Genomic DNA, 13750 nt, shown 5'->3' with positions numbered 1-13750 from the left:
CGCGCGAGCCGCCTTCGCGCTCGCGCTCGCCGCTCCGCTGCTGCGCGGCGGCGCGGCCGTCGCGGCCTGCTCCGCCGCGGCCCTTGCGGCCGCGCGCGCCCCCGCGCTCACGCCCGCCGAAGCCCAGCTCGCGCGCCGTATCGCCGTTCGCCGCGCCCGCTTCCAAATTCTCGAGCATCGCGAAATCGATCGTATACTCGTCCATGTTCACCCGCTCCACGCGGACGCGCACCTCGTCGCCGATGCGGAATGTCTTCGACGTCCGCTCGCCGACGAGCAGCATGTGCTGCTCGTGGAAGTGGTAATAATCGTCCGAGAGCTCGCTCAGACGGACGAGCCCTTCCACCGTGTTCGGCAGCTCCACGAAGATGCCGAAGCTCGTCACGCTGCTGACGATGCCCTCGAATTCCTCGCCGACCTTATCGAGCATGAACTCGCATTTTTTCAGCTTCTCCGTATCGCGCTCCGCGTCGACGGCGACCCGTTCTCGCTCGGACGATTGCTGCGCGATCTCCGGCATCTTGGCGGCCAGCGCCTCGATGCGGGCTTCCGGCAGCGTCCCGCCGTTCTCGAACACCTCCCGCATGACGCGGTGAATGACCAAGTCGGGATACCGGCGGATCGGCGATGTGAAGTGCGTGTAGAACTCCGCGGCCAGACCGAAGTGGCCCAGACTCTCCGCGTCGTACTTCGCTTGCTTCATCGAGCGCAGCATCACCGTCGAGATGACGGTCTGCTCCTTCGTGCCGCGGATATCCTCGAGCAGCGTCTGGAGCGAGCGCGGATGGATCACGCTGCCTCCCTTGCCTTTGATCGTATAGCCGAAGTTCGCCGCGAACTGCACGAAGTGCAGCAGCTTCTCCTGATCGGGATTGTCGTGCGTCCGGTACACGAACGGCACCTTCAGCCAGTAAAAATGCTCCGCGACCGTCTCGTTGGCCGCCAGCATGAATTCCTCGATGATCGATTCCGCGATGGAACGCTCGCGCTTGACGATGTCGACCGCCTTGCCTTCCTCATCGACGAGAACCTTCGCCTCGACGAAATCGAAGTCGATCGCGCCCCGCTTCATCCGCATGCCGCGCAGCCGCGTCGCCAGCTCCTCCATTAGCTTGAACGTATCGACGAGATCGGCGTAGCGCGCCGTCACGTCCTCGTCCTCGTTTTGCAAAATCTTGCGCACGTTCGCGTAGGTCATCCGTTCCTTCGTCCGAATGACGCTCGTGAACACGTCGTGGCGTACCCGCTTCAGCGTCTGCGCGTCGAATTCCATCTCGCAGGACATCGTCAGGCGGTCCACTTGCGGATTCAGCGAGCAGATGCCGTTCGACAGCCGGTGCGGCAGCATCGGGATGACCCGGTCGACGAGGTACACGCTGCAGCCGCGGCGGTATGCTTCCTGGTCCAGCGCGGAATTCTCCCGTACGTAATAGCCAACGTCCGCGATATGGACGCCCAGCACGTAGTTGCCGTTCTCCAGCCGCTCGATGTTGACCGCGTCGTCGAGGTCCTTCGCATCTTCGCCGTCGATCGTGACGATGACCTTATTCCGCAGATCGCGCCGTCCCTGCCGCACGATCTCGTCCTCCGTGATGGCGTCCGGCGCGGCTTCCGCTTCCTGCATCACGTCGTCCGGGAAGCTCTCGGGCAGCTGATGCTTGCGGATGATGGACAAAATGTCGATGCCAGGGTCGTCCTTGTGCCCCAGCACCTCGATCACTTCGCCCTCCGCGGCCGAACGGCCTTCCGGATAGGCGACGATGCGCGCGACGACCTTCTGGCCCGTCACTGCCCCGAGGAACTTGCCCTGCGGGATGAATATATCTCGGTTGATCCGCTTGTCATCCGGAATGACGAAGCCATACACCTCGTGATTCTGGAACGTGCCGACGAGCTGCGTCACCGCACGCTCCACGATGCGGATGACCTCGCCCTCCATGCGGCCCCCGGCCGCGCTGCGCGACGTGATGCGCACGAGCGCCGTGTCGCCGTTCATCGCGCTCTTGAGATCGTTCGCGCCGATGTATACGTCCCCGTGTTCCTTGTCCTCGGGGAGGAGGAACGCGAAGCCCTTCGCGTGCGCCTGAATGCGTCCGCGCACCAAATGCATCCGCTCGGGCAGCCCGTAACGGTCATTCGCGTCGCGCACGATTTTCCCTTCGTTCTCCAAATCGTTCAGCAGGACGAGGAACGACCGGAACGACGCCGCCGTACCTTCTCCCCCGAACTGCCGGTCCAGCTCCTGGTAGGTCCTCGGCTTGTACGATTGCTCGCGCATATAATCAAGGAGCTGCTGCTCGGTTACCATTGTTCTTCACCTCATATACCGCGATGCCGTCCATCCACAATTGCAGCAGTCGGTTGATAGATTATCATATACCATATAGTATACACGAAAGCGGGGACGACCATCCGCGGCCGCCCGGCCAAAATACAAAAAACTGCTGCGCCCGTCCCGGTTCATTACCCTGCCAGTATCTTCCACGAACCGGAGGCACAAAAAAAAGCGGGCCGTACGCCCGCTTTCGTTCCGGATATTATACTTTCACGAGATAAGCTACGACAAGCGCCAGGATGAAGAATCCCGCCGCCACCGCAACCGTCAGACGCTGCAAAAACAGGTCCAGGCCGCGCGCCTTCGTCTTGCCGAACAAATGCTCGGCGCCGCCGGAGATTGCGCCGGAAAGCCCCGCGCTCTTTCCTTTTTGAAGCAGTACGATCGCGATCAGAGCAAGAGCAAAGATAACGAGCAAAATTTTAAACGTAATATCCATTGTTCCACCTCCTGCACAAGGAGCACATTTTTCGATTTCCGCTGCCTTGTCGATAGTGGAGACAAGACCTAGAAACAGCAATATTATTGTATCATAGGCCTAAAATGAATACAAGCTAGCAAATTTTTTCCTTTTGCCACCGGATCGATTCGTCGAACGGCAAGTACGCGAAGTTTTCGCGCTTCCAGTAATACTTCAGCTCTTCGCGCGTCCAGCCCTCGTACAGCTCCTCCCACTCGAACGGCCCGTGCGGCAGCAGCGACGCGCGCTCGATCGGCTGGCTCGCCGGCTGGTAGCGCAGATCGAGCGACAAGCGCACGCGTCCGGGCTCCCGGTTCGGCAGCGCCTTGTGCACGGTGAGGCTGTGGAAGATCACGATGTCGCCCGCTTCGTAATCGCCCTCGGTCCACTCGTACCCGAGGCTGCAGAGGATGGACTCCAGCCCGCCGGCTCCGGGATTGGCGGTTACGCCGAGCAGGCCCGCCTCGTGGCTGCCCTCCAGGATCGACAGCCCGCCGAGCGACCGCGGCACGTCGCCCATCGGCGCCCAGCAGGTCCACGTATCGGCGCTGCCCTGGATATGCAGGAAATCCTGGTGCGGCGGCGTCACGTTCAGCGCCGCGCTCGGCAGCATGATGCGCGCGATGTTGCGCGGGTGCGGGAACGACCGCTCTCCGAACAGCGTATCAAACAGGGCGAGGAGCTTCGGATGCTGCGCGAACGCGTGGAACGCCTCTTGCTTCTGCACCCGATGGTACACCCGCTGCGTCGTGCCGATGCCGCTCCAATTGATCTCCTCCGGCTTCAGCGCGTCGATGGCGGGCCGGTTCCCGAAGCCGTCCATGAGCGGCCGCGCCGGGTCGAGCAGCCCCTCGTCGTGCAGGATATTCAGCAGGAGACGCCGCATGGCCATGACCTCCTCCCGCTCGAAGAACCCCTTGAAGAACAGATAGCCTTTCGCCTTCGCTTCCCGGCGCAGCGCCTCGGGCTGCGCGAGCAGCGGCGTCGAGTCCCCGAATTCCCGCGTCGCCGGTTTCATTGCCGGATCCATGCCGATCCCGTCCCTTCCGCTCATAGATTGTCGATCGCGTCCGATTAACCCTTGCCGATCGGTTATCCCCATTGTATGGTGTAAGAAGCGGCATGTATTTGCTGCGATCCGACGAACATTTAACGCTGACCGACAACTCGCAAACGCCATCATCACCGAAAGGGCAGGTGAATCCGCATGCGCGACATTCGCCCGGCTGATCTGCCGCCGCCCCCTACGATCGCTTGGGACGCGCTGCGGCCGATCGTCCGGTACGCCAACCGGATGCAGTGTCCGCCGGGCTTCGTCTTCGGGCCGCGGGTGATCGACGAGCATCAGTTCATCCTGGTCGCGGACGGGCGCGGGACGGCCTGGATCCAGGGCGAGCGCTACGACGCGGTCCCCGGCAGCTTGTTCTACTACGGACCGGAGACGGTGCACCGCTTCGAGGCGGACAGGGAGCGGCCGTTCCTGCTGTACGGGCTCCACTTCAGCTGGACCGGCGATGATGACGGGACGGGCGCCGGCATCTCGATCCAAGAAGCGTCCTTCGATCCCGCGGCGGACGCGAAGCGCGACAACCGGATGGTCATCGAGAGCCCCGACCGCCCCGAGGACGATCTGACGATCGGCGACGTCCGGGAGCTGCCCGCGGAGCGCTTCGAGCCCCTATTCGCCCGGATCGCCGAATGCTACGGCATGGAGGACCGCGGCTTCAAGACGGCGCTGCTGCGCGGTCTGCTGCTGGAGCTGATCGCCTCCATCAAGCAGGATGAGCGGCGCGAAGGCCGGCAGCCGGTCTCGCCGCTCGTCGCCGGCATTGCCGAACGGCTGGCCCGGCACGCGCGGGAGCGCTACGACCGCCGCTGGCTGGGCGAGTGGAGCGCCTACCATCCCGACTATATCGCCCGGCAATTCCGCGCGCGGCTCGGCGTCACGCCGTACGACTACTTCATGGCCCGCAAGCTGCAGCTGGCCAAGGACCTGCTCGCCCATACCGAGCTGCCGCTCCTCGCGATCGCGGCGGAGCTGGAAGCCGGCAGCATCCACAACTTCACCAAATGGTTTAAGCAGCGCGCCGGCGTCCCGCCCGGTAAGTTTCGCGGCGGCAGCCGGTTTATTTAAGGGTGCGAATCGTTCGCCGTTCCTTAAGGCCGTGAAGCATCCGAAAAAGGCCCCGCCTCCGCGCCGCGAAGCGACGGAGAACGGGGCCTTTTGTTCTTTAAGCGGGTGAATTGCCGAGCGGCTCATCCGGCCGGTTCGGGTCATGCTGCTTGTGGCTTGTGCTTGTCTTGTTATGCGGTTCTTCGCCCGCAGACCGGCTTACGCGAAGCCGTGCTGGCGGAAGAACTCCAGGCTGAGCTTCGCGCTCTCGAGGGAAGAGTGCTCGAACTCTTCCTGCTCGACGATGACGTATTCGATGCCGGCCTGCTCCGCGATGTCAAGGACGCCCTTCAGGTCGACGATGCCTTTGCCGACTTCCGTGTCGCTGCGGCCCTGGCCGAAGTCTTTAAAATGCGCCAGCGGCACGCGTCCCGCATAGCGCGTCACGTACTCGGTCGGGATCTGGCCGCCCATGTGCACCCAGCCGAGGTCGAACTCGGCGATCAGGTACTCCGGCGACACCTTCTCCAGCAGCCAGTCGATGACAGGCCTGCCTTCCACCAGCTTGAATTCGAAGTCGTGGTTGTGGTAGCCGTACTTGAGGCCGGCCTCCGTCACTTGCTTGCCGGCGGCTTCGAGAATGCCCGCCAGCTTGTTGACGTCGTCGATCGTCGGATTTTCCGGCAGCGGCGCCCACGGCGTCACGATGTATTTCAGGCCGAGCTCCTTGGCGTAATCGATCTGCTTTCTCAGGTCTTGGTCGATCTTCTCCGGCTCGCCGAAGTTCAGTCCGACATGCGCCGAAGGCGCTTCCAATTTCAGTTCGTCGAGCACCGCTCTCAGCTCGGACGCCGGCGTGTTGTAATACCCCGCGAATTCCACCGCCGTGTAGCCCATTTCCGCCACTTTGCGGATCGTGCCCAGGAAATCCTTCTCCGTCTGATCGCGGAGCGTGTACAGCTGCAAGCCTACCACCGGTTTTGCCACGATATCCACCTCGAATGATTAAGTATAGTCGGTCTACGGTCCGTACGTTCGGGCTAACAAAAAAGAGGAGAGCCGCAGGTCCTTGCGCCCTGCCGTCTCTCCCCTCATTATAGCCGTCCCCCGTAGCGAATCCACGCCGCCATTTGGGACATTCTTTTGTTTTTTTGGCCTCGGGCCCGAATGAGGGCCGCCGATTATTTAAAGTTCTTCAAGTTATAGAACGCGCTCTTGCCGGCATATTGCGCCGTGGAGCCCAGCTCGTCCTCGATGCGGAGCAGCTGGTTGTATTTCGCGACGCGGTCCGTGCGGGACGGCGCGCCCGTTTTGATCTGACCGGCGTTCGTCGCGACCGCGATGTCGGCGATCGTGCTGTCTTCGGATTCGCCGGAGCGGTGCGAGATGACAGCCGTGTAGCCCGCGCGCTTCGCCATTTCAATCGCGTCGAACGTTTCCGTCAGCGAGCCGATTTGGTTGACTTTCACGAGAATCGAGTTGCCTACGCCTTTCTCGATGCCGTCGGACAGGCGCTCGGTGTTCGTCACGAACAAGTCGTCGCCGACGAGCTGCACTTTGCCGCCCAGACGGTCGGTCAGCAGCTTCCAGCCTTCCCAGTCGTCTTCGGAGCAGCCGTCTTCGATCGTGATGATCGGGTATTTGTCTACCCACGAAGCGAGCAGGTCAACGAACTCGGCGGACGTGAACGAACGGCCTTCGCCTTCGAGGTGGTACTTGCCGTCTTTATAGAACTCCGTGGACGCGACGTCCATGCCGAGGAATACGTCTTCGCCCGGCTTGTAGCCCGCACGCTCGATCGCGGAGATGATCGTCGTGATCGCTTCTTCGTTGGAGCCGAGGTTCGGCGCGAAGCCGCCTTCGTCGCCGACGGCCGTGTTCAGGCCTTTGTCCTTCAGAACGGACTTCAGGTTGTGGAAGATTTCCGCGCCGATGCGCAGCGCTTCCTTGAAGCTGTCCGCGCCGACCGGCAGGACCATGAATTCCTGCACGTCGATGTTGTTATCGGCGTGCTCGCCGCCGTTGACGATGTTCATCATCGGAACCGGCAGCGTCTTGGCGTTGAAGCCGCCCAGGTACGTGTACAGCGGCACGTCGAGCGCGTCGGCTGCCGCGCGCGCGCAGGCCATGGAGACGGCGAGAATCGCGTTGGCGCCCAGCTTGCCTTTGTTAGGCGTGCCGTCCAGCTGGATCATCTTGCGGTCGATCAGCACTTGGTCCAGCGCGTCGAGGCCGATGATTTCCGGGGCGATGATCGCATTGACGTTCTCGACGGCTTTCAGAACGCCTTTGCCGAGGTAACGGGATTTGTCGCCGTCGCGGAGCTCAACGGCTTCGTATGCGCCCGTGGATGCGCCGGATGGCACGATCGCGCGGCCTTTGCCGCCGGACTCGAGGATGACTTCGACTTCTACCGTAGGGTTGCCGCGGGAGTCCAGAACTTCGCGTGCGTATACGTCGGTGATGATAGACATGGTTTCAGATACACTCCTTGTAATATATTGTTGGGTTCTTGCGCGGTCCCCGGGGGCGTCGAATGGGACGCGCCAGCTGCCGGTCGTTATCGTCTACGATTGTACTGTATCTCTTAGCCTTGGACAAGCGACTGGCCGGTCATTTCTTCCGGCTTGCTCAAGCCCGCGAGATGGAGGATCGTCGGCGCGATATCGGCCAGGATGCCGTCTTCGCGCAGCGGGCCGACCTGCTTGGTCACGATGAACGGAACCGGGTTGGTCGTATGCGCCGTGAACGGACGCCCGTTCTCGTCGATGACCATGTCCGCGTTGCCGTGGTCCGCCGTGATGAGGCAGACGCCGCCTTTGGCCAGCACTGCTTCCACGACTTGCCCGAGGCACGCGTCCGTCGCTTCGACCGCCTTGATCGTCGGCTCCAGCATGCCGGAGTGGCCGACCATGTCGGGGTTCGCGAAATTCAGGATAATGACGTCCTGACGATCCGCTTCGATCTCCTTCACTGCGGCCGCCGCCACATCGTAGGCGCTCATTTCCGGCTTCAGGTCGTACGTGGCGACCTTCGGGGACGGGATCAGGATCCGTGTCTCGCCTTCGAGCTCTTGGTCGCGGCCGCCGCTGAAGAAGAACGTCACGTGCGGGTACTTCTCCGTCTCGGCGATGCGCAGCTGGCGTTTGCCGTTCTGCACGAGCACCTCGCCCAGCGTGTTGTCCAGATTCTTCGGCGAATACGCGACGTATCCGCCGACCGTCTCGCTGAACAGCGTCAGGCAGACGAAATGCAGGTTCTTCGGCGCTTGCGGCCCGCGGTCGAAGCCGCGGAAATCTTCGTTCGTGAACACCTGCGAGAGCTGGATCGCGCGGTCCGGGCGGAAGTTGAAGAACACGACCGAGTCCCCGGATTCTACGAGGCCGACCGGGCTGCCGTCTTCCTTCACGATGACCGTCGGCATGACGAACTCGTCGAACACCGAATTCGCGTACGATTCCGTAACCGCTTGGATCGGATCCGCATACTTCGGACCCTCTCCGTAGACCATCGCGCGGTACGACTTCTCGGTGCGCTCCCAGCGCTTGTCGCGGTCCATCGCGTAGTAGCGGCCTTGCACCGTCGCGATGTTGCCCACGCCGACTTCCTTAATCTTCGCCGTCAGCTTCTCCAAGTAGCCCTTCGCGCTGTCCGGCGCGACGTCGCGGCCGTCGAGGAACGCGTGAATGTACACCTCCGGCATCTCTTCCTTCTTCGCCAGGTCGAGCAGCGCGAAGAGGTGGTCGATGTGGCTGTGCACCCCGCCGTCGGAGAGCAGGCCGTACAGGTGGAGCTTCTTGCCGTTCGCTTTGGCGTGGCGAACCGCGCCGACCAGCGTCTCGTTATCATAGAACTCGCCGTCGCGGATGGACTTGCTGATGCGGGTCAAGTCCTGATACACGATCCGGCCCGCGCCGATGTTCAGATGGCCGACCTCGGAGTTGCCCATCTGGCCTTCCGGCAATCCGACCGCTTCGCCGCTCGCCGTGAGCGTCGTGTGCGGATACGTCGACCAATAACGGTCATAGTTCGGTTTATTCGCCTGCGCGACCGCGTTGCCCGTCACGTCATTGCGAAGGCCGAAGCCGTCCAAGATGATGAGTGCTACCGGTGCCGTCATCTTATTTCGCCCCCTCGACCAGCTGAACGAAGGAAGCGGGCTCGAGGCTCGCCCCGCCGACCAAGGCGCCGTCGATGTTGGGTTGCGCCATATATTCGCTTACGTTGTTCGGTTTGACGCTGCCGCCGTATTGGATGCGGACCGCATTCGCCGTCGCCGCGTCGTACAGACCAGCGATGACGCCGCGGATGAACGCGATGACGTCTTCGGCGTCCGCCGCCGTGGACGATTTGCCCGTACCGATCGCCCAGATCGGCTCGTACGCGACGACCGTTTCGGCCGCTTGCGCGGCGGAGAGGCCTTGGAACGCCGCTTCCGTCTGCACCTTGCAGACCGTTTTCGTTTGCTCGGCTTCGCGCTCTTCGAGCTTCTCGCCGACGCAGACGATCGGTGTCAAGCCGTGCTTGAACGCCGCCTGCACCTTCTTGTTCACAATCTCGTCCGTCTCCGCGAAGTAGGCGCGGCGCTCGGAGTGGCCGATAATGACGTATTTCACGCCGAGGTCCTTCAACATGACGCCGCTGATCTCACCCGTGAACGCGCCGTTGTCCTCGAAATGGACGTTTTGCGCGCCGATGGCGATCGACGTGCCTTTCGCCGCTTCTACGAGCGCCGGTAGCGTCGTGAACGGCGCGCAGATGACGGTTTCGACGCCGTCGACTTCCGCTTTGCCCTTCACGTCTGCGAAGAATGCCGTCGCTTCGGACACGGTTTTGAACATTTTCCAGTTGCCCGCAATAATCGGTTTACGCATGGTCGCAATCGCTCCTTTACCTTCGTGCTCGGTTCGGTTCTTACTTATCGTTCAGCGCAACGACGCCCGGAAGCGCCTTGCCTTCCATGAATTCCAGGGAAGCGCCGCCGCCCGTGGAGATGTGGTCCATCTTGTCGGCCAGGTGGAACTTCTCAGCTGCCGCCGCGGAGTCGCCGCCGCCGATAACCGTGTAGCCTTCCGTCTCCGCGCAGGCTTGCGCGACCGCGCGCGTGCCGTGGGAGAACGGCTCGATCTCGAACACGCCCATCGGGCCGTTCCAGACGACGAGCTTGGAGCTCTTGATGACGTCCGCGTAAATCTCGCGCGTCTTCGGTCCGATGTCGATGCCTTCCCAGTCGGCCGGAATGCCGTTCACGTCAACGATCTTCGTGTTCGCTTTCGGGCTGAACTCGTCCGTGACGACGATGTCGACCGGCAGCAGGAACCGCTTGCCTTGCGCCTTCGCCTTCTCGATGAATTCCAGCGCGAGGTCGAGCTTGGAGTTGTCGCACAGCGATTGGCCGATTTCAAAGCCCTGCGCCTTGAAGAACGTGTAGGACAGGCCGCCGCCGATGATGATGTTGTCCGCGATCTCGATCATCTTGTTAATGACGTCGATCTTGTCCTTCACCTTGGAGCCGCCTACGATCGACGTGAACGGACGCTCGGGATTCGACAGCGCCTTGCCGAGCACGTCGAGCTCCTTCTCCATCAGCAGGCCGGACACGGCCGGCAGGTAGTGCGCGATGCCTTCCGTCGACGCATGCGCGCGATGCGCGGCGCCGAACGCGTCGTTGACGAACAGGTCGGCCAATTCGGCAAACGCCTTCGCCAGCTCGGAATCGTTCTTCTCCTCGCCTTCGTAGAAACGCACGTTTTCAAGCAGCAGCACGTCGCCGTCCTTCAGCCCGGCCACCGCCGCCTTGACCGCGTCGCCGATTGCCTCGTCGGCCTTGGCTACGGGCTTGCCGAGCAGCTCCGACAGACGCTCTCCGGCTTTCGTGAGGCGCAGCTCTTCCACGACTTGTCCTTTCGGACGGCCCATATGGCTCGCCAGAATGACTTTCGCGCCCTTCCCGATCAAGTATTGGATCGTCGGCAGCGTCTCGCGGATCCGCGTATCGTCCGTGATCGCTCCGTTCTCCATCGGCACGTTGAAATCGACGCGCACGAATACGCGCTTGCCCGCTGCTTCTACGTCACGCACACTCTTCTTGTTCATTAGCAGAATTCCTCCCGGTACCCAAGCCGCCACGAGGCGGAAAAAGGTTAAAGTGTATTGAAATTCTCCACGCTATCCGCTCCCGCTCGCGCGCGGGCTTGCATCTATGTGTAGGGCGCCGCCGCCCGCGGCGCCAAGCCTCGGGTCCCCGTAAACCACCGCGAAGGAGCTGCACCGGCAGCTCCTTCACCATAACGTCGGGTGTCCAGAGGAGGGCCCTCGGCATCCCCATTCAAAGGGGGACCAGAGACATCCGCCGCTTCTTACAGGCCTTTCGACGCGATATATGCAGCCAGGTCGACGACGCGGTTGGAATAGCCCCACTCGTTGTCGTACCAGGAGATGACTTTAACCATGTTGCCTTCAACGACCATCGTCGACAGCGCATCGATCGTGGAGGAAGCAGGGTCGTGGTTGTAGTCGCTCGATACAAGCGGCTCTTCGTTGTAGTTCAAGATGCCTTTAAGGGAAGTTTCGGAAGCGTCTTTCAGCGCCGCGTTCACTTCTTCGACCGTAACGTTGACTTTCAGCTCGGCAACCAGGTCGGTTACGGAAACGTTAGGCGTAGGTACGCGCATGGCCATGCCGTTCAATTTGCCTTTCAGCTCAGGCAGTACGAGGGATACCGCTTTAGCAGCGCCCGTGGAAGAAGGAATGATATTTTCCGCGGCAGCGCGGGCGCGGCGCAGATCTTTATGCGGAACGTCGAGTACGGACTGATCGTTCGTGTACGAGTGAATCGTCGTCATCATGCCTTTTACGATACCGAATTTGTCGTTAAGCACTTTTGCGAACGGAGCCAGACAGTTCGTCGTGCAGGACGCGTTGGAGATAATCGTGTGAGCGGCCGCATCGTATTTGTCTTCGTTGACGCCCATGACGATCGTGATGTCTTCGTTGGAAGCCGGTGCGGAGATGATGACTTTCTTCGCGCCGCCTTTCAGGTGAAGCTCGGCTTTTTCTTTCGCCGTGAAAATACCCGTGGATTCAACGACGATTTCCGCGCCGACGGATGCCCAAGGGAGGTTTTCAGGGTTGCGTTCAGCAAAGACTTTGATCTCGCGGCCGTTTACGACCAGCGCGCCTTCTTTCGCTTCAACCGTACCGTCGAGCTTGCCGTGCGTCGTGTCGTATTTCAGCAGGTGAGCAAGCGTGTTCGTGTCCGTCAGATCGTTGACTGCGACGACTTCGACATTCGGGTTGTTCAGCGCGGCACGGAATACGTTGCGACCGATACGACCAAAACCGTTAATACCAACTTTTACCATTTTTGTTTCCTCCTAGACATGATTTCATTTATGTCAAGACGAGCTTCGGCGGGATGCCGCGGGGCCGCCCTCCGATCCGTCAAGATCACTGCGTTCATCCTTGCTGCGCCGATTCCTTATCGATGATAGACGCGATTTCCTGCGCCGCGGCTTCGTCCGTCACGAGCACGTCGTCGTGCCCGAAACGCATGACCGCCGCGATGGCTTCGCCTTTGCTCCGTCCGCCGGCGATTGCGATGACGACTTCCGTCTCCATGATGTCTTCGAGCCGCAGCCCGGCGGTCAGCATCTTATGGACGACGGCGCCGTTGCGGTCAAAGTAGTACCCGAACGATTCCGCGAGCGCTCCCTCCGCCTGCATCGCTTCCGCGGCCGCGGCGTCCACGCGCCTGCGCCTGGCCATGACCATAGCGTCTCCGATGCCGTGAACCACGATGCGGGCCCTGCGGATGACCTCCACGATCTCGCGCACGTTCGGCTCCTGCATGAGCGACGTGTACGCTTCCTCTCCCAAGTGGTCGGGCACGTGCAGCAGCCGGTACTGCGCCCCCGTCCGCTTCGCCATGGTAGAGGCTATCGTGTTCGCTTGGTAATCCAGGCTCTCGCCCAGCCCGCCGCGCGCCGGCACGAACAGGTTGTTCTTCAGCGGTGTCTGGGACGTCAATTGATTCGCCACCTGCGCGAGCGTCGACCCGCCCGTCACCGCGATGACGTCGTTGTCCTTCATGTCCTTGCGGAGCACGCTGCAGCCCGCGCGTCCGAGCTCCCGCCGCGTGACCGGCGACTCGTCCGAATCTCCGGAAACGATAACGACCTGCTTCAAGCCGAAATGCCTGCGAATCTTCTCTTCCAGCTCCGACAAGCCGAACATCGCCTTGTAGAACGGCTCCATCTCTTCGAGGAGGCGTCTGCCCGCTTCGCTGATCCGCATGCCGCCGGCGTCGATGATCAGCAGATCCTGCGATTTGAGGAAATCCGTTTCGGCGCGAAGCACGCGTTCCGTCATATCCAGGGATGCGGCGAGCGAGCGCCTGCCGATCATGTCCGAGAGCATCACCTGGCGGAGTATAAGGTACCGTTTGCGCATGACGACGAGCAGATCCGGCAGAAGCTGCTGTTGTATGGCGATCAGCGCGTGCATCTTCAACATCAACTCCAGTTACGATAGAGCTGGATCATTCCGGGACCGACAACATCAAGGGACATAAAATGTCCCGCATGATCATTTTTCGTCCCACCGCTATTGTAACCCATTCGATTAACGGGGGCAAGACCGGCCGTCCGGTTGAAAACGATTACGGACACGATTTACACAAAATTATTTTGAAATTCGGACTTGCAATTCTGCTCGTTATCCCCTATAATCAATTTTGCTGTCACAAACGCGCCCGTGGTCCAATGGATATGACGTAGGCCTCCGGAGCCTGAGATCGAGGTTCAATTCCTCGCGGGCGCGCCATTACCTTTACCATTCAATC

The 13750-nt window shown here is 61.3% G+C and carries 11 protein-coding genes and 1 tRNA gene; 2 read left to right on the top strand and 10 right to left on the bottom strand.

Annotated elements, in window-relative coordinates; all coding sequences use genetic code 11:
• The 3 genes from rnr to ACFPB1_RS23305 form a co-directional block, all read right to left on the bottom strand.
• Nucleotides 1-2308: ribonuclease R (gene rnr, locus ACFPB1_RS23315; protein WP_379228538.1), on the bottom strand; the 2308-nt coding region annotated here is incomplete at its 3' end.
• A 229-nt stretch (nt 2309-2537) separates the two neighbouring features.
• Nucleotides 2538-2774: a preprotein translocase subunit SecG gene (gene secG / locus ACFPB1_RS23310; protein ID WP_379228537.1), complete on the bottom strand. Its 237-nt coding sequence runs from the start codon at nt 2772-2774 to the stop codon at nt 2538-2540.
• Nucleotides 2775-2889: 115 nt separating this feature from the next.
• Nucleotides 2890-3825 (bottom strand): phytanoyl-CoA dioxygenase family protein, encoded by a 936-nt coding sequence (locus ACFPB1_RS23305; RefSeq protein ID WP_379228536.1) that lies wholly within the window; start codon nt 3823-3825, stop codon nt 2890-2892.
• Between the two features lie 177 nt (nt 3826-4002).
• Here ACFPB1_RS23305 and ACFPB1_RS23300 point away from each other — a divergent pair, with 177 nt between their 5' ends.
• Nucleotides 4003-4929: an AraC family transcriptional regulator gene (locus tag ACFPB1_RS23300; RefSeq protein WP_379228535.1), complete on the top strand. Its 927-nt coding sequence runs from the start codon at nt 4003-4005 to the stop codon at nt 4927-4929.
• 198 nt (nt 4930-5127) lie between these two features.
• On the opposite strand, the gene ACFPB1_RS23295 is transcribed toward ACFPB1_RS23300, so the two are convergent.
• The 7 genes from ACFPB1_RS23295 to ACFPB1_RS23265 form a co-directional block, all read right to left on the bottom strand.
• A complete protein-coding gene (locus ACFPB1_RS23295; protein ID WP_379228534.1) occupies nt 5128-5895 on the bottom strand; it encodes a sugar phosphate isomerase/epimerase family protein in 768 nt (255 codons plus the stop codon).
• Nucleotides 5896-6089: 194 nt separating this feature from the next.
• Entirely contained in the window at nt 6090-7382 is a 1293-nt protein-coding gene (eno, locus tag ACFPB1_RS23290; protein WP_379228533.1) for a phosphopyruvate hydratase, read from the bottom strand.
• A 113-nt stretch (nt 7383-7495) separates the two neighbouring features.
• Nucleotides 7496-9028 (bottom strand): 2,3-bisphosphoglycerate-independent phosphoglycerate mutase, encoded by a 1533-nt coding sequence (gpmI, locus tag ACFPB1_RS23285; RefSeq protein ID WP_379228532.1) that lies wholly within the window; start codon nt 9026-9028, stop codon nt 7496-7498.
• Between the two features lies 1 nt (nt 9029).
• Nucleotides 9030-9782, bottom strand: a complete 753-nt coding sequence (tpiA, locus tag ACFPB1_RS23280) for a triose-phosphate isomerase (RefSeq protein WP_379228530.1) — start codon at nt 9780-9782, stop codon at nt 9030-9032.
• 40 nt (nt 9783-9822) lie between these two features.
• Nucleotides 9823-11004, bottom strand: a complete 1182-nt coding sequence (locus ACFPB1_RS23275; RefSeq protein ID WP_379228529.1) for a phosphoglycerate kinase — start codon at nt 11002-11004, stop codon at nt 9823-9825.
• Nucleotides 11005-11267: 263 nt separating this feature from the next.
• Complete coding sequence (gene gap / locus ACFPB1_RS23270) at nt 11268-12272, bottom strand: type I glyceraldehyde-3-phosphate dehydrogenase (protein ID WP_379228528.1); 1005 nt, start codon at nt 12270-12272, stop codon at nt 11268-11270.
• A 94-nt stretch (nt 12273-12366) separates the two neighbouring features.
• Nucleotides 12367-13413 carry a sugar-binding transcriptional regulator gene (locus ACFPB1_RS23265; RefSeq protein WP_379228527.1) on the bottom strand — a complete coding sequence of 349 codons (1047 nt, stop codon included), beginning with the start codon at nt 13411-13413 and terminating at the stop codon, nt 12367-12369.
• A gap of 243 nt (nt 13414-13656) precedes the next feature.
• Here ACFPB1_RS23265 and ACFPB1_RS23260 point away from each other — a divergent pair.
• Nucleotides 13657-13731 (top strand) — tRNA-Arg (locus ACFPB1_RS23260).
• Nucleotides 13732-13750 lie beyond the last annotated feature (19 nt).

It is taken from the genome of Paenibacillus sp. GCM10023250 (assembly GCF_042653205.1).
In the GTDB taxonomy this organism is placed as follows: Bacteria; Bacillota; Bacilli; order Paenibacillales; family Paenibacillaceae; genus Paenibacillus_Z.
This window is presented reverse-complemented; position numbering and strand designations above follow the sequence as displayed.